Origin of the sequence: Fulvivirga sp., assembly GCF_040218215.1 — a bacterium.
Taxonomy (GTDB): domain Bacteria; phylum Bacteroidota; class Bacteroidia; order Cytophagales; family Cyclobacteriaceae; genus Fulvivirga.
Window position 1 is genome coordinate 43179 of the sequence record NZ_JAVJQL010000028.1, and the last position, 21235, is coordinate 64413.

The 21235-nt window shown below is 38.5% G+C and carries 22 protein-coding genes; 11 read left to right on the forward strand and 11 right to left on the reverse strand.

Annotation, left to right across the window (positions count from 1 at the left end; translation table 11 throughout):
* Nucleotide 1: 1 nt before the first annotated feature.
* Nucleotides 2-1030: a DHH family phosphoesterase gene (locus RIB54_RS18570; protein WP_350102298.1), complete on the reverse strand. Its 1029-nt coding sequence runs from the start codon at nucleotides 1028-1030 to the stop codon at nucleotides 2-4.
* 182 nt (nucleotides 1031-1212) lie between these two features.
* Here RIB54_RS18570 and RIB54_RS18575 point away from each other — a divergent pair, with 182 nt between their 5' ends.
* Nucleotides 1213-1632: a nucleoside-diphosphate kinase gene (locus tag RIB54_RS18575; RefSeq protein ID WP_155184088.1), complete on the forward strand. Its 420-nt coding sequence runs from the start codon at nucleotides 1213-1215 to the stop codon at nucleotides 1630-1632.
* Nucleotides 1633-1796: 164 nt separating this feature from the next.
* On the opposite strand, the gene RIB54_RS18580 is transcribed toward RIB54_RS18575, so the two are convergent.
* Nucleotides 1797-3242: an aldehyde dehydrogenase gene (locus RIB54_RS18580; protein ID WP_350102299.1), complete on the reverse strand. Its 1446-nt coding sequence runs from the start codon at nucleotides 3240-3242 to the stop codon at nucleotides 1797-1799.
* A 7-nt stretch (nucleotides 3243-3249) separates the two neighbouring features.
* Nucleotides 3250-4038, reverse strand: coding sequence for an SDR family oxidoreductase (locus RIB54_RS18585; RefSeq protein ID WP_350064637.1), 789 nt, complete (start codon nucleotides 4036-4038; stop codon nucleotides 3250-3252).
* Between the two features lie 70 nt (nucleotides 4039-4108).
* On the opposite strand from RIB54_RS18585, the gene RIB54_RS18590 reads away from it, so the two are divergent.
* The 4 genes from RIB54_RS18590 to RIB54_RS18605 are packed head-to-tail and all read left to right on the forward strand — an operon-like array spanning nucleotide 4109 to nucleotide 7725.
* Nucleotides 4109-4633 (forward strand): 3-hydroxyanthranilate 3,4-dioxygenase, encoded by a 525-nt coding sequence (locus RIB54_RS18590; RefSeq protein WP_350064639.1) that lies wholly within the window; start codon nucleotides 4109-4111, stop codon nucleotides 4631-4633.
* Nucleotides 4633-5109 carry a methylated-DNA--[protein]-cysteine S-methyltransferase gene (locus RIB54_RS18595; RefSeq protein ID WP_350102300.1) on the forward strand — a complete coding sequence of 159 codons (477 nt, stop codon included), beginning with the start codon at nucleotides 4633-4635 and terminating at the stop codon, nucleotides 5107-5109. Before RIB54_RS18590 ends, RIB54_RS18595 begins: the two co-directional genes overlap by 1 nt.
* Before the next feature lie 19 nt (nucleotides 5110-5128).
* Nucleotides 5129-6397, forward strand: coding sequence for a kynureninase (kynU, locus tag RIB54_RS18600; RefSeq protein ID WP_350102301.1), 1269 nt, complete (start codon nucleotides 5129-5131; stop codon nucleotides 6395-6397).
* On the forward strand, nucleotides 6394-7725 hold the full coding sequence (locus RIB54_RS18605; protein ID WP_350102302.1) for an FAD-dependent oxidoreductase: 1332 nt from the start codon (nucleotides 6394-6396) through the stop codon (nucleotides 7723-7725). Before kynU ends, RIB54_RS18605 begins: the two co-directional genes overlap by 4 nt.
* On the opposite strand, the gene RIB54_RS18610 is transcribed toward RIB54_RS18605, so the two are convergent.
* Together RIB54_RS18610 and RIB54_RS18615 are read right to left on the reverse strand one after the other, a co-directional pair.
* The gene (locus tag RIB54_RS18610; protein WP_350102303.1) at nucleotides 7720-8169 is read right to left on the reverse strand and encodes a hypothetical protein; all 450 of its coding nucleotides are present in this window, start codon (nucleotides 8167-8169) and stop codon (nucleotides 7720-7722) included. The two genes, RIB54_RS18605 and RIB54_RS18610, sit on opposite strands and share 6 nt — an antisense overlap.
* A 52-nt stretch (nucleotides 8170-8221) precedes the next feature.
* Nucleotides 8222-9649 (reverse strand): MltF family protein, encoded by a 1428-nt coding sequence (locus RIB54_RS18615; RefSeq protein WP_350102304.1) that lies wholly within the window; start codon nucleotides 9647-9649, stop codon nucleotides 8222-8224.
* Nucleotides 9650-9754: 105 nt separating this feature from the next.
* Between RIB54_RS18615 and RIB54_RS18620 the strand changes: the two genes are divergently transcribed.
* Together RIB54_RS18620 and RIB54_RS18625 are read left to right on the forward strand one after the other, a co-directional pair.
* Nucleotides 9755-10057: a DUF4286 family protein gene (locus RIB54_RS18620; protein ID WP_350064651.1), complete on the forward strand. Its 303-nt coding sequence runs from the start codon at nucleotides 9755-9757 to the stop codon at nucleotides 10055-10057.
* 117 nt (nucleotides 10058-10174) lie between these two features.
* Entirely contained in the window at nucleotides 10175-10552 is a 378-nt protein-coding gene (locus RIB54_RS18625; RefSeq protein ID WP_350064653.1) for a DUF1987 domain-containing protein, read from the forward strand.
* On the opposite strand, the gene RIB54_RS18630 is transcribed toward RIB54_RS18625, so the two are convergent.
* Together RIB54_RS18630 and RIB54_RS18635 are read right to left on the reverse strand one after the other, a co-directional pair.
* Complete coding sequence (locus tag RIB54_RS18630) at nucleotides 10544-10999, reverse strand: GNAT family N-acetyltransferase (protein ID WP_350064686.1); 456 nt, start codon at nucleotides 10997-10999, stop codon at nucleotides 10544-10546. The two genes, RIB54_RS18625 and RIB54_RS18630, sit on opposite strands and share 9 nt — an antisense overlap.
* A gap of 165 nt (nucleotides 11000-11164) precedes the next feature.
* A complete protein-coding gene (locus RIB54_RS18635) occupies nucleotides 11165-13300 on the reverse strand; it encodes a prolyl oligopeptidase family serine peptidase (RefSeq protein WP_350102305.1) in 2136 nt (711 codons plus the stop codon).
* A 56-nt stretch (nucleotides 13301-13356) separates the two neighbouring features.
* Between RIB54_RS18635 and RIB54_RS18640 the strand changes: the two genes are divergently transcribed.
* Complete coding sequence (locus tag RIB54_RS18640) at nucleotides 13357-14136, forward strand: TspO-related membrane protein (protein WP_350064657.1); 780 nt, start codon at nucleotides 13357-13359, stop codon at nucleotides 14134-14136.
* Here the strand turns inward: RIB54_RS18640 and serS are convergent.
* On the reverse strand, nucleotides 14133-15407 hold the full coding sequence (serS, locus tag RIB54_RS18645) for a serine--tRNA ligase (protein WP_350064659.1): 1275 nt from the start codon (nucleotides 15405-15407) through the stop codon (nucleotides 14133-14135). The genes RIB54_RS18640 and serS overlap by 4 nt on opposite strands.
* A gap of 293 nt (nucleotides 15408-15700) precedes the next feature.
* Here serS and rho point away from each other — a divergent pair, with 293 nt between their 5' ends.
* From rho to sdaAA, 3 genes are read left to right on the forward strand one after another with little or no spacing between them, the layout of a single operon-like run.
* On the forward strand, nucleotides 15701-17356 hold the full coding sequence (gene rho, locus RIB54_RS18650) for a transcription termination factor Rho (RefSeq protein WP_350064661.1): 1656 nt from the start codon (nucleotides 15701-15703) through the stop codon (nucleotides 17354-17356).
* A gap of 39 nt (nucleotides 17357-17395) precedes the next feature.
* A complete protein-coding gene (locus RIB54_RS18655; protein WP_350102306.1) occupies nucleotides 17396-18205 on the forward strand; it encodes a sulfite exporter TauE/SafE family protein in 810 nt (269 codons plus the stop codon).
* 59 nt (nucleotides 18206-18264) lie between these two features.
* Nucleotides 18265-19176 carry an L-serine ammonia-lyase, iron-sulfur-dependent, subunit alpha gene (sdaAA, locus tag RIB54_RS18660; protein WP_350102307.1) on the forward strand — a complete coding sequence of 304 codons (912 nt, stop codon included), beginning with the start codon at nucleotides 18265-18267 and terminating at the stop codon, nucleotides 19174-19176.
* On the opposite strand, the gene RIB54_RS18665 is transcribed toward sdaAA, so the two are convergent.
* The 3 genes from RIB54_RS18665 to upp are packed head-to-tail and all read right to left on the reverse strand — an operon-like array spanning nucleotide 19127 to nucleotide 21219.
* Nucleotides 19127-19573, reverse strand: coding sequence for a hypothetical protein (locus RIB54_RS18665; protein WP_350102308.1), 447 nt, complete (start codon nucleotides 19571-19573; stop codon nucleotides 19127-19129). The two genes, sdaAA and RIB54_RS18665, sit on opposite strands and share 50 nt — an antisense overlap.
* Nucleotides 19574-19618: 45 nt before the next feature.
* Complete coding sequence (locus RIB54_RS18670) at nucleotides 19619-20572, reverse strand: calcium/sodium antiporter (RefSeq protein WP_350064669.1); 954 nt, start codon at nucleotides 20570-20572, stop codon at nucleotides 19619-19621.
* A 5-nt stretch (nucleotides 20573-20577) separates the two neighbouring features.
* On the reverse strand, nucleotides 20578-21219 hold the full coding sequence (gene upp, locus RIB54_RS18675; protein ID WP_350102309.1) for a uracil phosphoribosyltransferase: 642 nt from the start codon (nucleotides 21217-21219) through the stop codon (nucleotides 20578-20580).
* Nucleotides 21220-21235 lie beyond the last annotated feature (16 nt).

A 21235-nucleotide genomic window follows, 5' to 3' on the forward strand; every position in this document is an offset into this window, starting at 1 on the left:
ATTATGCGTATATTTTCGTTTTTGTTGATAATTCGTTTTTATTTTCTTGTAATAACTCTTCAAACTTTGACACAGTTTCTTCAAGGGTAGTATGAGAAATTCCACCAGCGGCATTTTTATGTCCACCACCGGAAAAGTTCTTCTTGGCAAACTCATTCACCGAAAAATCACCAACTGAACGGAAGGACATTTTAACAGCCTCGGTTCTATCGATAATTACAGCGGCAAATTTTATCCCTTCTATAGACAAGGCATAGTTTACAAGCCCTTCTGTATCGCCTGTTTTAGAATGAAATTTTTCAAGTTCCTCGGCTGTAATAGCAAAATATGCTGTATTTAATTCTGGAATGACCCTTAACTTTTCATTTAGAGCATAGCCTATGAATTTGATTCTATTCAAAGAATTATTGTCATATATAAGCTTGGCCACCTTAGCAGTATCAGCACCTCTCCCCACTAAGTCACCACAAACATCAAAAATATTTTTAGTGGTATTAGGATGTTTAAAGCTGCCAGTATCTGTCATTATACCAGCATATAACGCCTCAGCAATATCTTTATCGATAAGATCCTGATCCTTTAAATCAACTATCAGTTGATGAATAAGTTCTGCTGTAGCAGCGGCCTTGGTGCTCCACAATACATATTGGGCAAAGTCCTCAGGCTCAAGGTGATGGTCAATCAAAACCTTTTCGGCCTTTGATTCCCTAACCAGATCGCCAACTTCATTAATCCGTTTCAAACTGGAAAAATCAAGACAAAAAATCAGGTCAGCCTCATCTATTGCCTCTTCGGATTTACCTTTTCCACCTTCACTATATTTCAACACATCATCGTTACCTACCATCCAACTTAAAAAATCCGGATAGTCAGTAGGACTTACTACTGTAACCTTATGATTTTTTTTCTTGAGATAAGAAGCTAGGGCCAAAGAAGATCCTAAGGCATCGGCATCTGGTTTATGATGCGTGGTAATCACTATATTTTTTGGAGATTTTAATTTCTCCTTGAATGCTTCGAAATTTTGCATTATACTATAATCTCCCACAATCAACCTGGTCTGTAAAAAATTTAAGGGGCAAAATTGGTTATAAATTAGTTCTAAAGCAAAATGGAGGAATGGCTCTGTAATCTCTCAAATAAATGAAAGGAGCTATTCTTCTTTTAAATATTGTGCTATTTTTGCGGCAAAATTTAGAAAACAAAAATATTATGGCGGGAATTAGAACATTCACAATGATTAAGCCTGATGCTGTGGCAGCAGGAAACAGTGGTGCAATTATCAAAATGATTGAAGAAGCCGGTTTCAAAATCATTGCAATGAAAAAAACTTATATGTCTAAGGACAGAGCAGGTCAGTTTTATGAAGTACATTCAGAAAGACCTTTCTACAATGATCTAACTACTTACATGTCTTCAGGAGCTATTATTCCTATGATTTTGGAAAAAGATAATGCTGTTGAAGATTTTAGAAAACTAATTGGTGCTACAAACCCTAAAGATGCTGCTCCAGGTACTATCAGAGCACTTTTTGCTGAGTCTATCGAAGCAAATGCTATCCATGGTTCTGATTCAGATGAAAATGCTGCTATCGAAGGAAGTTTTTTCTTCGCAAGAACTGAGCAGTTCTAATTTTCTTTTGTCGAGAATTTTAAAGAAGGTGACTCAAAAGTATTAAATCTCGTCTTTGCGAGGAATCGAAGCAATCTCAAAGTTGCTAGCGAGTCTTAAGAAGAGATTACTACTCCGCCAGCTGGCGGATCGTAGTGACGCTTAGCTTTTGAGACACCTTCTTTTTATTTCAGTGCAATACAAATATTCTTGGGCTCGGTAAAGAATCTGAGCGCCTCCCATCCCCCTTCTCTACCTACACCTGATTGTTTCATCCCTCCAAAAGGTGTTCTTAAATCACGAACTAACCAGCAGTTAACCCAAATGATGCCACTTTTCACTTGATGGGCTACTCTATGGGCTTTCTTTAAATTCTCCGTCCAGATGGTAGCAGCCAAACCGTAAGCAGTGCTATTGGCAAACTCTACTACCTCCCCTTCACTATCAAAAGGCATAATGGTCACAACAGGGCCAAATATTTCTTCTTGATTGGTTCTGCAATCATGCGATAAGTTAGTGATCACTGTAGGTGCAATAAAATAACCATTTTCACATCGGCCATCTACCTTTATCCTTTGCCCACCAGTAAGCACCTCACCACCTTCTTCTTTCGCTAGTTCAATATAGCTCAAGACTTTATTCATATGTGGCTCTGATACCACCGCTCCAACTTTAGACTCATCCGTCAATGGATCAGCAACGGTTAAGTTTTCAACTTCCTTCACAAATGCATTTACAAATTTTTCATAAATGGGTCTTTCAACCATGATTCTAGAACCACATAAACATATCTGTCCTTGATTCGCAAATGATGAGGTAACTGAGGTTTTCACTGCTTTATCGAAATCACAATCTGCAAAGATGACGTTAGGGTTTTTGCCGCCTAGCTCTAATGATAGCTTCTTAAACATTGGAGCTGCAGTAGCAGCAATGCTTTTTCCAGTTGCTGTGCCTCCTGTAAAAGATATTACAGGAACATCTGGGTGTTCAATAATCGCCTGACCAGCTTTTGCACCTAAACCGTGGACAATATTCAAAACGCCAGCAGGAAGACCCGCCTCAATACACAACTCTGAAAAAAGGAAAGCTGTCATTGGCGTAATTTCCGATGGCTTAGCCACCACAGTATTACCAGCAGCAATGGCTGGGGCTATTTTCCATGTAAATAAATATAAAGGCAAATTCCATGGAGATATACAGCCTGCCACCCCAATAGGTGTTCTGGTTGTATAGTTTATGTATTCAGGGTTTGGCTGGTGTGATTCAGAAGCAAAATGCTCAATACCTGTAGCATAGAACCGCATATTAGCAGCTGCTCTAGGTATATCTACCCTTTTTGCCAGTTTCAAAGGTTTTCCATTATCAACCGACTCGGCCATTGCCAGCTTATCATGATTTTTATCAATCAAATCAGCTATTCGGTTCATGACCTTTGCCCTATCCGTAATAGATGTTTCTGCCCAGGATTTAAATGCTGCCTTGGCTGATTTCACAGCATTCTCTACATCTTCTTTGTCAGAATCAGGGATGTAAGAATAAATCTCACCAGTAGATGGATTTACATTATCAAGATAAGACTTACTGATTGGTTCAACCAGCTCTCCATTAATATAGTTTTTTATCTTTTGCATGCTTCAATTATAAACAACTCAACCTTCCACCATCCACAGGCAGATTGATACCATTAATATATCCAGCAATGGGGCTTGCCAGAAAACAGGCTGCGGCCGCCACTTCTTCCGCAGAAGCGAACCTACCAGCAGGTATTTCCTTCTTCATATTCTCACTTGATTGCTCAACAGTGATTCCGGCTTTTTCCGCCTTATTCTTTATTATAGACTCTAATCGACCAGTAAAAGTAGCTCCAGGCAATACATTGTTAACGGTAATACCATCGGCTGCCAATTCGTTAGATAGTGTTTTCGCCCAGTTAGCGACAGCACCTCTGATTGTATTGGAAACGCCCAACCCGTTAAGTGGCGATTTTACAGAAGTAGAAATAATATTTATGATTCGTCCAAAACCAGCAACTTTCATGGCCGGTGTTACGGCTTTCGCCAAAATTTGATTGCAGATTAAATGTCTGTTAAAAGCCAAATGAAACTCATCTAGCTCAGCATCTATAGCTTTGCCCGCTGCAGGCCCTCCAGAATTATTGATAAGGATATGGATATCATTACCTTTACTTACATAACTGTTTATTTCCTTTTCAACCAGATCTGGTTTATCAAAATCTGCTACGATAGCATCATGACTTTGGCCTTTTTCAATACTTAAAACCGATTTTACACCTTCAAGTTTTTCTTTGTTTCTAGCCATAAGGGTTATAGATGCGCCCATATTAGCTAGCTCAATGGCGATTGCTTTGCCAATTCCTTCAGTACTTCCACAGACCAACGCCCGCTTTCCTGTCAAATCTAAATCCATAGAATATGATTATGTCTTATTATAAACTTTAATTTTCGTTAAATTTAAAGAGAAAATAACAAACAACTTTATGGCTATTAGAAGACCTTTCAATCTCAAAAAATGGATAGAAGATAATCGTGACGTATTGAAACCTCCGGTAGGTAATAAAAATCTTTATACAGATGCTGGCGACTACATTGTAATGGTCGTTGGTGGCCCAAATGCCAGGAAAGATTACCATTATAATGAAACAGAAGAGCTATTTTACCAGCTTGAAGGTGATATTACCGTAAAGATTCAGGAGGATGGAAAAGCCGTTGAAATTCCAATAAAAGCTGGAGAAATGTATCTGCACCCGGCAAAAGTTCCGCACAGCCCGCTCAGACCTGCAGGGTCCGTTGGGTTAGTAATAGAGCTAAAAAGAGAAAATCTGACCGATGGTTTAATGTGGTTTTGTGACAACTGTAATAACAAACTCCACGAAACTTATTTTATCCTGGAAAATGTAGAAAAGGATTTTCAGCCACGCTTCAAAGAATTTTATAACTCTGAAGAAAGCCGAACATGTTCTAAATGCGGTCACATAATGGAAACTGATCCTAGATTCGTTTAATGGGTCAGGCCAATTTCAATTCACCTGTTGGGCCAATTGCTATCTATTCTGAAGATGGGTGCATAACCAAAATAGAGTTCAATAAGCATCTGGAAGCAGAAGCAACTGATTCAGTTATTGAGGACTGCCAAACTGAACTGACTGAATATTTTGATGGTAAGCGACAGACTTTTGGTGTCAAAATTAAACCTGTTGGCACGGAGTTTCAATTAAGGGTTTGGAATATGTTAAAGAAAATTCCTTTCGGAAAGACTATTTCTTATAGTGATCTGGCCATCAGACTGGGAGACTTGAAGGTTATACGAGCTGCCGGCACAGCCAATGGTAAAAACAAAATACCAATTATCATTCCTTGCCACAGGGTGATTGGCAAAGACGGTAGTCTGGTTGGTTTTGCGGGTGGCTTACACATCAAAGAAAAATTGCTTAGGCACGAAGGTGTAATTTCAGGGGAACAGATAAAGATTTTTGGCTAATATTGGCAAAATTTGAATTATGACTTTTGAGAACTCCTTACAATTCGCTCAATCTTTAGACGAAAAAGACACTCTTAAAACTTATCGCAACCAGTTTCACATCCCTAAAATAAATGGAAAAGATTGCATTTATTTTACTGGTAATTCTTTAGGCCTCCAACCTAAGTCAACAAGACAGTTTGTAGAAGAAGAGCTTTTAGATTGGGAAGAATTAGGTGTTGAAGGCCATTTTCATGCAAAAAAAAGGCCTTGGTTTCACTATCATAAATTTTCCAAGGAGGCCTTGGCATCCATAGTAGGAGCCAAACCAATTGAGGTGGTTTCCATGAACAGCCTGACTACCAATTTGCATTTGATGATGGTTTCCTTTTACAGACCATCTGAAAATAAGTTTAAAATAATCATGGAAGCAGGAGCTTTCCCATCTGATCAGTATGCAGTGGAAAGTCAGGTGAGGTTTCATGGATTTGATCCTACCGAAGCCATCATCGAAGTAAAACCAAGAGAAGGTGAAGCCACTTTAAGAACCGAAGATATTGTAACTGCAATCGATAAAAATGCTGAGAGCATTGCCTTAGTATTGTTTAGCGGTGTTCAGTATTACACCGGGCAATTCTTTGATTTAAAATCAATTACCAAAGCCGGACATAAAGCCGGAGCAAAGGTTGGGTTTGACCTGGCCCATGCTGTAGGCAATGTTCCTGTTAACCTTGACAATAGTGGTGCCGACTTTGCAGCGTGGTGCAGCTACAAATACCTAAACTCTGGCCCTGGCGGGGTAAGCGGAATTTATGTAAATGAGCGTCATGCCAATAATCCAGATTTACCAAGGTTTGCGGGCTGGTGGGGTCATAATGAGGAAGAGCGTTTTAAAATGGAGAAAGGCTTTATCCCAATGGAAGGTGCTGATGGATGGCAGCAAAGCAATGTCAACGTACTGTCAAGTGCCGCTCATATGGCATCACTTCAAGTTTTTAAAGAAGCTGGAATAGATAAACTAAGAGTAAAGAGTCTTCAGCTGACAGGCTTTTTAGAATATTTGATAAAAAGTGACCTTCAGGATTCAGTTCAGATTTTAACACCTGAAAATACGGAAGAAAGAGGTTGTCAACTATCGTTAGTAGTTAAAAAAGATGGCAAAAAGGCATTTGATACATTAACTAAAGAAGGTGTGATTGCTGATTGGAGAGAGCCTGAAGTTATAAGGGTGGCTCCTGTGCCTTTGTACAATACTTTTGAAGATGTTTATAATTTCTATTCGATAATGAAAAAAGTTTTGATCGGATGAAGCAAGTAAAAAAAATAGGAATTGTTGGTGCTGGACTAGTGGGTTCGCTAATGGGCATCTACCTGGCCAAAAGAGGATATACTGTTAATGTATTTGAAGGAAGACCTGATATGCGTGCTGCTAACCTGGCTGGGGGTCGATCAATAAATCTGGCGTTGAGCAACCGAGGTTGGCTACCACTAAAAGAGGTAGGACTGGAGGCCACTGTTGAAAAAATGGTAATACCCATGCGCGGCAGGATGATGCACGACCAGGAAGGGCTCTTAACATTTCAACCCTATGGCCGCGAAGGCCAGGCCATCAACTCAATATCAAGAGGTGGGCTTAATGAAGTGTTGATTAATGAGGCGGAAAAAAATGGTGTTAAGTTTTACTTCGGTCATAAGTGTGTAGGCACCAATTTCGAGGAGAGCATACTTTTTTTTGAAAAAGATGGCAAAAGGGGCAAATATCAGGCTGACCTTATTATAGGTGCCGATGGTGCATTTTCTGTTGTAAGAAGGTTGATGCAGCGTACTGACAGATTTAACTATTCACAACATTATATTGAGCACGGCTATAAGGAGCTTTCCATCCCAGCTGCACTCAATGGCGGTTTCCAGATTGAGAAGAATGCACTGCATATATGGCCAAGGGGCAAATTCATGCTTATTGCACTCCCCAATCAGGATGCAAGTTTTACATGCACGCTCTTCTTTCCTTTTGAGGGAGAAACATCTTTTGCTTCACTGGATACTGACGAAAAAATCAAATTATTCTTTGAGACAACATTTCCTGATGCTGTGGAGTTAATGCCCTCTTTAATGAAGGATTATCACCGGAATCCAACATCTTCGTTAGTTACTGTTAAAAGTTACCCATGGGTAAAAAACAGAACTTTGATTATAGGAGATGCTTCGCATGCTATTGTACCTTTTTATGGCCAGGGAATGAACAGCGGCTTTGAAGATTGCAGGGTCTTAAATCAAATGTTGGATGATTATGATGACAACTGGGACAAGTTACTACCAGCCTACCAAAAACTAAGAAAACCAGATGCAGATGCCATTTCAAACCTTGCACTACAGAATTTTATTGAAATGCGCGACCTGGTAGCAGACGATAAATTTCTGCTTAGGAAACAGATAGAAGCTAAATTATCAGATCTATATCCTCAAAAATGGATTCCTTTATACTCTATGGTCACTTTCAAAGAGCAGATGAGATATTCTGAAGCTTTGGAAATGGGTAAAAAACAAAAAGCCATCATGGACAAAGTGATGGCTCAAAATAATATTCATAAGAACTGGGAGTCTCTCGATTTTGAGAGTATTGTCAATCAGCTATAGGCCAAGCTCTTTTTTTAGTTTCACATAGTTCTCCTTTTCATCCGGGCCTGCGTCTGCATCCGGACCAGCAAACAAATCCAGTGTTTCATTTAGAAATTCCACAGAAGCTGGATTGTTTGGTAAATACTCTTTTAACGCTTCAAGAAATTTAGGTTCCCACTTCTCTCTGTTTTTTAATAGATACCTGATCTCAGCTTTGTATATCAACATGAGGTTTTCTTCTTTCTCATCAGTACCCAAGTCATCTGAAGCAAACTCATCACCCAAAATCTTTGACAGTTGCTTAAGGGTCACCCATTCTTCAGAGTCAAGTAAGCCATCACTCATTACCAAAATACAAGATGGTAAAAGGTGAGCTATATATATAAACTGCTCTTTATTTACATCAAGAAATCTTACTTGGGTATATTCCTTGTACAAGCTATCCATCTTAGAAATTGACATATTCCTCTTAGTTTAATGTGACTTTTGCTAAAATATAATATTTGAAACTATTTCAGCTATTAATAAGCTGTTTATACTGCTCATAATATAGTAGAATATCCCTCACATAGTTTACAGGCTCATCACCACGACAATAACCTGAATTGACTATGGGATCAGTAAAATAATCCCTGTTAGACTTTAATAATAAATACTTTTCTACATTATCATTCCACACTGTAGGGTCTGCACCATACTTGTTGGCCAGATTTCTGGCATCCTCTACGTGGCCAAGTCCTACATTATATGAAGCCAATACAAATTTTATTCTCTCTTCATCATCTTTAATGGTTTTGAACCAGAGCCCATCCAGATATTGCAGGTAGTTGCCTGCTGTAAGTATATTCTGCCTTGGGTTATACAAATCTTTAGCACCAAACCTTCTACCCGTTTCAGGAACCAGTTGCATCAGACCAATCGCACCTGCCCAGGATTTCACATTTGGGTCAAACTTAGATTCCCTATACATTTGCGCGGCCAGCAACCTCCAGTCCCACCCTAGTGAGTCTGCAACTTGCTTTAAATATTTATCATATTGAGAAATACTTTTTCCTCCGAAGGATGAGAAATCGCTCTTAGCTCTGAGAGTAGATGCCCTGGTACTCTTAAAATACTTATTATAGATAACATTAAACGTTGCCTCTTTCTTAATCTTTTTTAGCCAGGCATTGGCCTCAACCAGCAGTTTAGTGGCATTGGGTCTAACCGCCCAGGCTATTTTTTGAGGAAAACTTATGGGTGTCTTTACGTCTATTGAAGGGTAATAAGAAGCATTTACAATAGCTACAGTTTCATCTGCAATTGTATATTCTATTGTACCATCTGCTACCTTTTTAATTAGTGCTTCAGTTTCTACCGAATCAGGCTCTTCAACTATTATAATATCTCCGCCAATCTCCTGGGCCAAGCTATTCAACCGATTTATATAAGATGAATGCTTTCTAACATGAACCTGTTTGCCCAATAAATTAACTTGATTTCTAATCAGGGATTTTTCCAACTCATCTTTAGTCAGTTCATACCAATTATCCGGCTTTTTCTGCACCAGCATTTGTCTTGTAGTAAAATGACTGGATGTAAAAGCCACGCGTTCCTTCCTTTCTTTCGTAACAGTAAGCGAATAGGCTATGATATCACCCTCTCCATTATTTAGCATTTCGAAGGCACGCTCTATACTAGGGGTAAATTTTATTTCTAACGGAACCTCCAAATAATCAGAAAACAGCTTTAGCAAGTCATAGTCATAACCCATAGGCCGGCCCTTGTAAATGAAATAACCTGTTGAGCTATTATCAACTATTGCCACCAAAGAGCCTCTGTCTTTAATCTTATTTAAATCAATATTTACGGGCTCAGGATATTTACTCTTGTTATTTTGAAGATTGTCACTTTCACTACCAGAGCGATGGCAGCTACCAACCAATGTGACAATTGCAATCATAATAATTGCTTTATACTTCATAGACAAAGTGGACATCGATGTTGAAAATAATGATAATTTTGCTCCTATAAAAAATAATGACCTTTCGCCAAGAAATAAAATACCATGGTTTTATATAATGTAACAGTAGGAATTGACCCGGATGTTGAATACGAATGGCTGGATTGGATGCAATCAGTTCACATTCCAGCAGTTATGGATACAGGTATGTTTGTTGAACATAAAGTATTTAAAGTTCTTAGCCAGGAAGATGAAGGAACTGTTTCTTATAGCATTCAATATTTTGCTAAAGATGTGGAGTTTGTAATGAAGTATTTGAATGAATTTGCCCCTCCATTAGTTGAACAGCACAAAAACAGGTACCAAAACAGGCATGTGGCCTTTAGAACCTTACTGCAGCAGGTTTAAGCAAAACAACAAAAAGTGCTATGTTGTGCTTTGACCGAGGTTTTTTACCAATAAACGTTTCTTCTTCGCAATAATCATAGGTTTTAACGAGTTTCATAGTAGTTGAATAAAATAACTATGAAAACCTTTTTGCTAGAAGCCACAGAAGATTCTCCATTAGTTTATCTTAATGCTGACAAGGGAGAATTAGTATTGAGAGGCAGGTCTTATATGGAAGACACACTGCCTTTTCAAAAGCCTATTATCGATTGGTTACGTAACTATGTGCAAAAACCAAGACCATACAATTCCTTCAAAATTGAGCTTGATTATATCAACTCAGCTTCGCATCAGATGGTCTTAAGTATAGTTTCAGAACTCAATAAGTATTTTATTCTTGGCAAGAATTTCGAGGTGATATGGACCTATCAAAAAGAGGATGAGTACATGGAGGACTTAGCTCAGGAAATGAAAGAAATGTTTGATCTTCCAATAAAAGAACTGGTGTTAGTTTAGCTCGATACTGCAGTTAAACCAATCGCCATCTAACCTGGCGTTATAATATTTCTTATAAAAATTAATCGCTGGCTCGTTCCAATCCAGCACCTGCCACATCATACCAGTGCATCCTTCTTCTCGTCCTTTTTCAATGGTTCTATCGAATAGCAGTTTACCAATTCCATTTCCCCTTTCAGATGCTGTAACCACAATATCTTCTAAGTACATCCTCTTGCCTTTCCAGGTAGAGTAGCGATAATAGTAAATAGCTATACCGACTATGTGATTATCATCATTTTCAGCAACAAAAAAACCGTATATTGGATTTGGCCCAAACCCATCAATTTCCATCTGCGCAACAGTATTTTCCACTGCATCAGGCTCATTTTCATAAACAGCCAATTCTTTAATTAGCTCCAGCACTCGTGGCAAGTCAGATTTTTCGCCAGCTCTTATATTCATAATTAATGGATTTAATGAAGCGGGCGTCTCAAAAGTATTAAAATTACGTGTTTGCGATCCCGATGGCTATCGGAAGAAGCAATCTCATGACCGTTTATGCCCATTTTATAGAGATTGCTTCACTGCGTTCGCAAAGACGTCTACTTTTGAGACACCTCCTTCTAAATTTTATTGCACTTCCTTAGCTACTGGAGGAATAATACCCATATTGTACCATGCAAATGAATACATATCAGCCTGCTGCTCTATTGCTTTTGAGATAGGTGTGCCAGCTCCATGACCGGCATCGGTCTCAATTCTTATCAGCACTGGGTTATCCCCAGCTTGTTTTTCTTGCAATGTAGCTGCGAATTTAAATGAATGCGCAGGCACCACCCTGTCATCATGATCTGCTGTAGTCACCATAGTAGCAGGGTAATTCGTTCCCTCCTTCAGATTATGAAGCGGTGAATAGCCTTTCAGATAGTCAAACATTTCTTTAGAATCTTCAGAAGTGCCGTAATCGCTTGCCCATGCCCAACCAATCGTAAACTTGTGATAACGTAGCATATCCATAACCCCTACTGCCGGGAAAGCAACCTTTGCTAAATCTGGTCTTTGTGTCATAGTGGCTCCAATTAACAAACCTCCATTAGAACCTCCGGCTATTGCCAAATAATCGCTTGATGTGTATTTATTACTGATCAAATATTCACCAGCAGCAATAAAGTCATCAAAAACATTTTGCTTTTGCATTTTAGTACCGGCTTTGTGCCACTCCTCGCCATACTCACCCCCACCACGGATATTAGGTTGTGCATAAATACCTCCATTCTCTAACCACACTATTCTAGAGGTGCTAAAACTTGGGCGAAGGCTAACATTGAAACCTCCATAAGCATATAAATAAGTTGGATTTTTACCATTTAACTCTACCCCTTTCTTATAGGTGATAAACATAGGAACCTTGGTTCCGTCTTTGCTCTCATAAAATACCTGTTTGGTTTCAAAATCATCAGGATTGAAGTCAATTTCTGGCTGCTCATACAATTCAGATTCGCCACTTTCAATATCATATTTAAAAATAGTAGGAGGATAAGTAAATGAAGTGAATGTGTAATAGATCTCTTTATCTTCTTTATTACCACCAAAACCGTAAGCTGTTCCTATACCCGGTAATTCCACCTCACGAATAAGCTTACCATCATAGTCAAATTGCTTAACAGCAGTTTTGGCATCTTCTAAATAGCTGCCAAAAATGTAACCACCAGCAGTGCCCGCAGTTAGAACGTTCTCAGATTCAGGAATAATGTCCTTCCAGTTTTCAGGAGCTGGGTTAGTTGGGTCAACTTCAACAACCCTATAATTTGGAGCATTTAGGTTGGTGTAAACCAATAGTTTGTCGCCTTTACTTTCAATTACATTATGATCATTGTCAAAATGATCGATAACAGTTATTAAAACTCCTCCATTTTGCACGTCTTTAATAAAAAGCTGATTTCCTGAAGTGCCTTGAAATGTTGTTAGCACCAAGTACCTGTCATCTTCTGTTAAATAGCCACCAGCTCCTGTCTTCTCTGTCTCAGGTGCAAAAACTACTTCGTCTTCACTTTGTGGTGTCCCAATTTTATGATAATGAACACGGGCTTGAGAGTTTATCCCTGACAACTCCTCACCTTTTTTAGGCTCATCATATTTGGTATAATAAAACCCTTCGTTTCCCTTCCATGACAGGCCGCTGAATTTTATATGTCTTAAGGTGTCATCGACCTGAGCTTTGTCATCCGTATTTATAATAATTGCCTTTCTCCAGTCGGACCCACCTTCTGAGATAAGATAGCCAAACAGGCTACCATCTTCAGAATAACTGGTACCCCCTAAAGAAATGGTGCCATCCTCTTTAAAATTATTAGGATCTAAGAAAACCTCCGGCTCACTATCTAATGTTGCCTTCCTGTAAAGTACATTTTGATTTTGGAGACCATCATTTTTATAGAAATAATAGTAATCACCATGTTTATTCGGTGCATAAACACGCTCATAATTATATAGGTCGGTAAGCCTCTTTTTTATATTTTCCTTGAAATTGATGTTATCTAAATAGGAATGCGTCACTTCATTTTGGCTTGTGACCCATCCGGCTGTAGCTTCTGAGTTATCATCCTCAAGCCATCTGTAGGGGTCAGAAACATCAGTTCCAAAATAAGTGTCTACTGTATCAACTTTGGCTGTTTCAGGGTATGCCGAAACTTTTGCCTTTTCTTCAGGCGGAGTGCATGACAGGATCATTGCTGTAATGATTGAATAAATTAACAGTTTTTTCATTTTGGTATTAATTGGTTGATTTACTTAAACATACAAATCAAACGGATGTTAAAGTAATGAAATTTGATAGGTGGCTAAATCTTGATATTAATCCAATAATGAAATTGAAAATACTAAACACAATAGGTCTTATAGTGGTACTAGTCACAAATTACCTGGCTAATGCACTTCCTATAAATGGATATAATACAGGAGAACTGTCTGACTTTTACCCGAACTTATTTGTGCCTGCTGGCATTACGTTTTCCATATGGGGAATAATCTACTTGCTACTGCTTGGTTTTGTTATTATGCAATGGGTAAGTGCAGATGAAAAACCTATTCAAAAAATAGGAATACTATTTTCCTTAAACTGTTTGCTAAACTCTTCGTGGATTCTGGCATGGCACTACAGATTGGAAGAACTATCTGTAATCATAATGCTTCTCATTCTGACTACGCTAGTTAAAATCTGGCAAACATTGCAAACAACAAATTTTGAATCAAAAGTACTGAGGTTCTTTACAAAGGTTCCCTTTAATATATATTTTGGGTGGATATGCGTTGCCACTATTGCTAACATCACCACATTATTGGTTCATTGGAACTTCAACACTGCCTACCCTGAATACTGGACGGCAGTTTTGATTTTAATAACCCAAATACTAGTGTGGTTAGTGAACAAAAGAAATGTCAACCTTGCTTATTCTTTAACGATAATATGGGCCATCTCTGGGATTATTTTGAAACAATCACAACTGGATGGCCCTTCTATAATTGTAGTAACGGGTTACATTGCAATAGCAGCTACAATAATTATTACAATAGGTTTGAAAATTAAAGCAGCAATTAATTAATTAATCATATCAAAACCTGTGTAAGGTACCAATACCTCTGGTATTTTTATTCCTTCTTCAGTTTGATTGTTCTCAAGAATAGCCGCTAATATTCTAGGAAGAGCTAATGCACTTCCATTCAGAGTATGACACAGCTGCGTCCTTTTATCCTCATTCTTAAATCTCAATTTGAGCCTATTGGCCTGAAATGTTTCAAAGTTACTCACAGAACTAACCTCAAGCCACTTTTCCTGAGCAGCAGAATACACCTCCATATCAAAAGTTTGAGCTGCAGTAAAGCCTAGGTCCCCTCCGCATAAATTAAGTACTCTATATTGAAGCCCTAATTTCTCAAGCAAACCCTGAACATAAGCACACATTTCTTTAAGCGCTTCATACGACTTATCAGGATGTTGTATTTGAACAATCTCCACCTTATCAAATTGGTGCAATCTGTTTAATCCACGAACGTGGGCACCCCAAGATCCTGCCTCTCTTCTAAAGCATGGTGTAAAACCAACATGTTTGATTGGCAACTGTTTAGGATCAACAATCACATCTCTGTACATATTAGTAATTGGAACCTCAGCGGTTGGGATAAGGAAATAATTCTCTTCAGTGATATGATACATCTGGCCATCTTTATCCGGCAGCTGGCCTGTACCATAACCAGAATCTTCATTTATCATTATTGGTGGCTGCACTTCGACATAACCCATTTTTGTTGCTTCATCCAAAAAGAAGTTGACCATAGCCCTTTGAAGCCTTGCCCCTTTGCCTTTATAAAAAGGAAATCCGGCTCCTGTCACTTTATTGCCCAGATCAAAATCGATAATATCATACTTTTTGATCAGCTCCCAATGTGGCACTGCGCTATCAGCAAGCGCTGGCGATGTCCCGTGCTCATATACTACAGCATTATCTTCAGGAGTGGCGCCATCAGGCACATCTCCGTTAGGCGTATTAGGTATTTTATACAATAATTGCTTTAACTCCTCCTCTATAGATGAAAGTTTATCACTTAAAACCTTACTCTCCGCTTTAAGGGCAGCGCTTTTGTCTTTTATTTTATTGGCCTCGTCCTTTTGTCCAGACTTCATCAAGGCTCCTATCTCTTTCGATAAATTATTGGCCTCTGATAAAATCTCATCATTTTTGCTTTGAGTAGTCTTTCTATTGTCATCCAATTCGATGATAGAAGCTATCAAATTTTTGGCGTCAGCAAATCTTCTTTTTTCGAGTGCTTTTACAACACTTTCCCTATTATTCCTTATCCGATTAAGTTCCAGCATAGCTTTTTATTAAAATCGCTGCAAAATAATGCATTTTTGAGGTAAATGAAGTAGAAATACTAACTAAGAATAATTATTTGCAATTAAATATTTGGCGATTGTAGATGGTTAATCTATTATTGCAATACCATAAATGAATGATTAGGCTTTATAAGTCATTTCTGATTATTAAAAGCCCACAACCAGCATTATTTTATCAAGCACAATTCGAACACTAAAGGTGAATCTAAACCACCCTATACGTTGATATTATTTTAAATAACAAACCATTCCAAAATCACACTTAAGATTTTATGTATACCATTGAAGAATTAAATGTCAGGCTTCTATCTGAATTGAAAGAGATAGCAGAGGAGATGAGCCTGAAAAATTTCAAAAAACTTTCCAAGGAAGAGCTTATCTACAAAATACTTGACCAGCAAGCCATCTTACCAGAAAATGACCTCCCTAAGAAAAAAGCTCCCGAGAAAGTAGAAAAGCCTGCTCCAAAAGCAACGAACAAGCCCCCAAGAAGAGAAAATGTAGCCAAGAAAAAACCAAGCGACAAAGATGAGAAAGATCTAAGCGCTGATGAGCTTCTTGAATCATTTAATCTTGAAATAGACAAGACTGCAGCATCTTTTGATGATAAAAAAGCTGGTAAGCCTGAGAAAGGGCAGGAAGAAAAGCCTAAGGAAGACGATGCTAAGGATAGCAGGGAACGAAAGCCTAGGAACGAAAAAAGAGACGATAACAAAGAGAAGGAAAACAGGGAGCCTAGAGAGAAAAGGGAAGATCGTCCAAAACGTGAAGACCACCGCGAGCACAAAAAGAAAGAAAACAATATCAAAGATTTTGATGGTGTAATTGAAAATGAAGGTGTACTTGAAATCATGCAGGATGGCTATGGTTTCTTGAGATCTCCTGACTACAACTACCTTGCAAGTCCGGATGATATTTATGTATCTCCATCGCAGATCAAATTATTTGGATTAAAAACAGGTGATACAATTCAGGGACAAATCAGACCTCCAAAAGAAGGTGAGAAGTACTTTGCTCTCTTAAGAGTAGGGTTTGTAAATGGTAAGACTACTGAAGAAATAAGAGATCGTGTTCCTTTTGAATACCTTACGCCACTTTTCCCTGAAGAAAAATTAAGACTTAGCTCAAAAGCTGATAACTATTCTACCAGAATTCTTGACTTGTTCTCCCCTATTGGAAAAGGACAAAGAGGTATGATTGTAGCACAACCTAAAACTGGTAAAACAGTACTCCTTAAAAATGTAGCTAATGCTATAGCCGAGAACCACCCAGAGTGTTATTTGATCATATTATTGATTGATGAGCGTCCTGAAGAAGTTACAGACATGGCAAGAAGTGTAAAAGCTGAGGTAATAGCTTCTACTTTTGACGAGCAGGCTGAGCGTCATGTTAAGGTATCAAGCATGGTGCTTGAGAAGGCTAAAAGGATGGTGGAATGTGGTCATGACGTAGTGATACTTCTTGACTCTATCACAAGATTAGCAAGAGCTTATAACACAGTTGTACCTTCATCAGGTAAAATCCTTTCTGGTGGTGTGGATGCTAATGCGCTTCACAAGCCTAAGAGATTCTTTGGTGCAGCAAGAAATGTCGAGAACGGTGGTTCTTTAACAATCATTGCTACAGCGTTGATTGAAACTGGCTCTAAAATGGATGAAGTAATCTTTGAAGAATTTAAAGGAACAGGTAATATGGAACTTCAGTTGGATAGAAAATTGTCTAACAAGAGAGTTTACCCTGCTATTGATGTTCCTGCTTCTGGTACAAGAAGAGAAGACTTATTGATGTCTGAAGAAGAACTTCAAAGAGTATGGATACTTCGTAAATTCATGTCTGACATGAACTCAAACGAAGCCATGGAATTCCTACTATCGAAAATGAAAGGAACCCGCAACAACGAAGAGTTTCTCATATCAATGAATGGATAAATGATAAAAAGCTGCTCTCGGGCAGCTTTTTTTATACCTATGCTCATTTACCTCTTACTTTTTATTGCAGGTTTATTTGGCGGTTTTATTGCCGGAATAACAGGAATAGGCACAGGCTTCATTATGATTGCCATTATTCCCATTGCCCTTCATAGTATTGGCATTCCTGAGTCCGAAATAGTAAGGTTTACAATAGCCAACACCATTTTTGCAACTATGTGTTCTGCCTTTGCAAATAATCTCAGATTATTACTGCAAAATCAATTTTATAAAAAGGAGACCATAATACTTGCCATAAGCGCTGCTATTACTTCTTCTGTATTATTGCAGATTGTGGTTATCGATTCCAGCTATTCGAAAAAGACCTATAATATCATTATCTGTATTTTGCTGGTTTATATTATTTACAGAACTCTCAACAAGCTCCGAAAAAACAGAACTTTTAAAGAGCAGGTGAGTAATGTGAAGCTGACCATAACCGGTCTAAGTGCAGGTGCTGTAGCGGCATTAACGGGTCTTGGTGGTGGCTCTTTGACAATACCGATGCTCAACCTCTGGATGAAGATCGATATTAAAAAGGCCAAGTCAATCAGCTATGGTACCATTTTTACCACAGCTTTTATTCTGACAATTATCAATCTATATAATCAACCTGAGGTACGTATTCATCATGTGCACTTTGGTTTTATTCTAGCACCCATTGCCATACCCTTATCAGCTGGGGTAATAATAGCTTCTCCATTAGGCATGAAAATAGGTGAACGTTTTTCTGCAAGAACCATATCTTTCATTTTCTTAGCAGTTATTACTATGGTTTTAATCAAAAAGGCCACAGAGCTGATTTTATAATATTTCATTCGATTGCGAGATGTAGTCTATAGTGACTAACTTTGATAAAAATTATCATTATGAGCTTTCTTTTTAACGACTTTTCAGGCTGGAAATCTTATTGTGAAGACAATAAAGTAAAACTCTTTGAACCTGTTTTAGAATACGAAAAAGATCAGAAAGGCAGGTCTGAAACCGAAGTTTGGGAAGGGCTTAGTAGAGCGTATGGAGTGATGAAAGAAGCGGTGGACACTGGTCTTAAGGAAGAAATGACATCCCGGTCAGGAATGATCAACAATGGTGCAAAAAAGGTCTATCAGAACAAGGTGACCGTTCTATCGAGAGAATTTCAAAATCTTATCTCTCGAGCGCTTGCTGCCAAGGAAGTTAATTCTTGCATGGGTAGGATAGTTGCTGCGCCAACGGCAGGAGCTTCAGGTATTTTACCAGGATGCCTTTACACACTTCAGGAAATACATGGACTTGACGACAAAAAAATACTAGAAGGCCTATTAATAGGAGCAGGCATTGCCTTGGTAATCGAGCAGAAAGCATCACTCGCAGGTGCCGTTGGCGGTTGTCAGGCCGAGACAGGAAGTGCTGCGGCTATGGCATCTGGGGCAATAGCCTACTGTTTAGATGGAGATATTGATCAGGTATTTAACGCAGTAGCAATCACGATTCAATGTACATTGGGCTTAGTGTGCGACCCTGTCGCTGGCTTGGTAGAAGTGCCCTGCGTAGTAAGAAATGCCAGTGCCGCTGCCATTGCTAACTCCTCTGCACAAATTGCTTTATCTAATGTAAGTGCGGTAATACCCGTAGATGAATGCGTAGAAGCTATGGGTGAGGTTGGCCAAAGTATGGAAAGCAGGTATAAAGAAACAGCCTTAGGTGGCTTAGCTGCAACAAAAACAGGTCAACAGATATCAAAAAAAGTACTTATTCAGGATATTGAAATACTTCCGGATGAGGAGTATCCTCAGGAATAAAAGATTTAATAGTATCACCTGCATAATATACGAGCGCTGTAAGTATAAATGACCAAACAACAGCACTAATCATCATATAGGTTAATACTAATTTTTTAGGGGTATGATAGGTAGTCAATAAAAGAGTGCCTCCAATTGGTGTTAGTAAAATTGGCGTCAAAAAGGCTACACCCTTTATTCCATACTTTTTCCAAATAGCTACAAATTGCCTGTTCCGTTTCGTGAAAGTTTTCTTTTTCTTGAAAATTTTACTTAGCCACTTTTCTCTGATAAAGGTTCCCAAATAGGTAAATACAATAACGCTTAACATCATTCCTATGACAGTAATAATTACCGTTAATAAAAATGGAAAACCAGCACCATAACCACCAACTGGTCCAAAAATGAACTTCAGCATGGTTAATAATATAATGGAAATTATTTTGGCTATTTCAACAAGCATCTAAGAAATTACCGTGTAGGTGTAAATGACATATGTCATCAGCAAAACTACACCAGCAAATCTGGACATCCTTCGTTTATATAACATTAATGGTAATATGAGCAATGTTATCCCTAACATCACGGTCATGTCCTGATGAATGATTATTTCACTAACATGGATATCTTGGATAATACTTGTTATACCTAAAATGGAAAGGATGTTGAAAATATTAGAACCCATCAGGTTTCCAAGAGCCAAATCCGTTTCCTTCTTAATAGAGGCCACTATAGCTGTAACCAATTCTGGCAAACTAGTACCCAGGGCAAGTACTGTTATTCCAATAACACGCTCGCTTACTCCTAAAAAAGAAGCCATCTCTTGTGCTCCACCTACAAACCACTCTGCGCCAAAATACAATCCCGTACACCCCCCGGCAATATAAATCAGGTCTTTGATAAGATTGTTTGAAGGTTCGGGCACATCAAGTGTTTCTTCAGCAGCACGCAATGCCTTGGTTTCCTTTCTGGATTTTCTGATAATATAAACTGTGTAAACAATTATAAAGAACAGGAACACTATGCCTTCAAAAGTATCTATAACGGCCTCCTTTTCCTTAACCACAAAATAGAGTAATAGAGAGCTACCCATAGTCACAGGCCAATCTATCTTGATTGAATCACTTTGGACATTAATAGGGCCAATTAGGGCAGTAATACCCAAAACCAAAGCCAAATTACAAATATTTGAACCCACAACATTGCCCATGGCCATGTCAGGGCTTCCATCCAAAGCGGCCTTTATACTTATTAAAAGTTCTGGTGCAGAAGTACCAAAAGCCACAATAGTGAGCCCTACAACCAATGGTGAAATATGAGCACGCAATGCAATGCTTGATGCCCCTCTAACAAGGAAGTCGCCTCCTAAAATAAGGACAAACAAACCAACTATAAGCATTACAATGTTTAAAAGCATAAATTTTAACTCTTAACCCCGAAACTTAAATCACCGGCATCTCCAAGCCCGGGTACGATGTACGAGTCTTCGTTCAATTTTTTATCTAAAGATGCGACCCAGATGGTATAATTTGTTTTCAAATGGGCGGCAATATACTCAATTCCTTCGGGTGCAGCAACAACTGAAACAAAATGTATTTCAGATGGCAACCCCTTACTTATCAGTTGATTATATGCAGCAATCAATGACTTACCAGTAGCCAACATAGGATCAACAATTATTAAAGTACGGCCTTCTAAATCAGGAGCGGCCAAATAGTCTAGTTTAATTGAAATATCTTGGCCTTCCTCGCGGTAAGCACCTATAAATGCGCCATCAGCTTTATCAAAAAAATCCATAAAGCCTTCAAAGAATGGCATAGATGCTCTGAGTATTGCAACTATAACCGGACTCTTGTCCAGTAACTCCATTTCGATTTTGGCCAATGGAGTTTCAATAGTCTCTTTCGTATAATTTAAACTTTTAGACAGTTCATAGGCCATTACCTGGCCAAGCTTTTTTAAATTATGTCTAAATTTGGAGCGATCTTTTTGAATATCCTTATGCCGCATTTCAGATAAGAAATGATTGGCAATGGAAGCCTGATGATCCAAAATATTAATCATTGAGAGAGGCGGACGT

Excerpts from the sequence above, each read along its gene's own strand:
- rho (WP_350064661.1), top strand. The coding sequence starts at position 15,701 with ATGTATACCATTGAAGAATTAAATGTCAGGCTTCTATCTGAATTGAAA.
- RIB54_RS18665 (WP_350102308.1), bottom strand. The coding sequence starts at position 19,573 with ATGCTGAAGTTCATTTTTGGACCAGTTGGTGGTTATGGTGCTGGTTTT.
- RIB54_RS18585 (WP_350064637.1), bottom strand. The coding sequence starts at position 4,038 with ATGGATTTAGATTTGACAGGAAAGCGGGCGTTGGTCTGTGGAAGTACT.
- RIB54_RS18610 (WP_350102303.1), bottom strand. The coding sequence starts at position 8,169 with ATGTCAATTTCTAAGATGGATAGCTTGTACAAGGAATATACCCAAGTA.
- RIB54_RS18640 (WP_350064657.1), top strand. The coding sequence starts at position 13,357 with ATGAAATTTGATAGGTGGCTAAATCTTGATATTAATCCAATAATGAAA.
- RIB54_RS18635 (WP_350102305.1), bottom strand. The coding sequence starts at position 13,300 with ATGAAAAAACTGTTAATTTATTCAATCATTACAGCAATGATCCTGTCA.
- RIB54_RS18670 (WP_350064669.1), bottom strand. The coding sequence starts at position 20,572 with ATGCTTTTAAACATTGTAATGCTTATAGTTGGTTTGTTTGTCCTTATT.
- RIB54_RS18625 (WP_350064653.1), top strand. The coding sequence starts at position 10,175 with ATGAAAACCTTTTTGCTAGAAGCCACAGAAGATTCTCCATTAGTTTAT.
- RIB54_RS18570 (WP_350102298.1), bottom strand. The coding sequence starts at position 1,030 with ATGCAAAATTTCGAAGCATTCAAGGAGAAATTAAAATCTCCAAAAAAT.
- RIB54_RS18620 (WP_350064651.1), top strand. The coding sequence starts at position 9,755 with ATGGTTTTATATAATGTAACAGTAGGAATTGACCCGGATGTTGAATAC.
- RIB54_RS18580 (WP_350102299.1), bottom strand. The coding sequence starts at position 3,242 with ATGCAAAAGATAAAAAACTATATTAATGGAGAGCTGGTTGAACCAATC.
- RIB54_RS18590 (WP_350064639.1), top strand. The coding sequence starts at position 4,109 with ATGGCTATTAGAAGACCTTTCAATCTCAAAAAATGGATAGAAGATAAT.
- kynU (WP_350102301.1), top strand. The coding sequence starts at position 5,129 with ATGACTTTTGAGAACTCCTTACAATTCGCTCAATCTTTAGACGAAAAA.
- RIB54_RS18605 (WP_350102302.1), top strand. The coding sequence starts at position 6,394 with ATGAAGCAAGTAAAAAAAATAGGAATTGTTGGTGCTGGACTAGTGGGT.
- RIB54_RS18575 (WP_155184088.1), top strand. The coding sequence starts at position 1,213 with ATGGCGGGAATTAGAACATTCACAATGATTAAGCCTGATGCTGTGGCA.
- upp (WP_350102309.1), bottom strand. The coding sequence starts at position 21,219 with ATGATTAATATTTTGGATCATCAGGCTTCCATTGCCAATCATTTCTTA.
- RIB54_RS18655 (WP_350102306.1), top strand. The coding sequence starts at position 17,396 with ATGCTCATTTACCTCTTACTTTTTATTGCAGGTTTATTTGGCGGTTTT.
- sdaAA (WP_350102307.1), top strand. The coding sequence starts at position 18,265 with ATGAGCTTTCTTTTTAACGACTTTTCAGGCTGGAAATCTTATTGTGAA.
- serS (WP_350064659.1), bottom strand. The coding sequence starts at position 15,407 with ATGCTGGAACTTAATCGGATAAGGAATAATAGGGAAAGTGTTGTAAAA.
- RIB54_RS18595 (WP_350102300.1), top strand. The coding sequence starts at position 4,633 with ATGGGTCAGGCCAATTTCAATTCACCTGTTGGGCCAATTGCTATCTAT.
- RIB54_RS18615 (WP_350102304.1), bottom strand. The coding sequence starts at position 9,649 with ATGATTGCAATTGTCACATTGGTTGGTAGCTGCCATCGCTCTGGTAGT.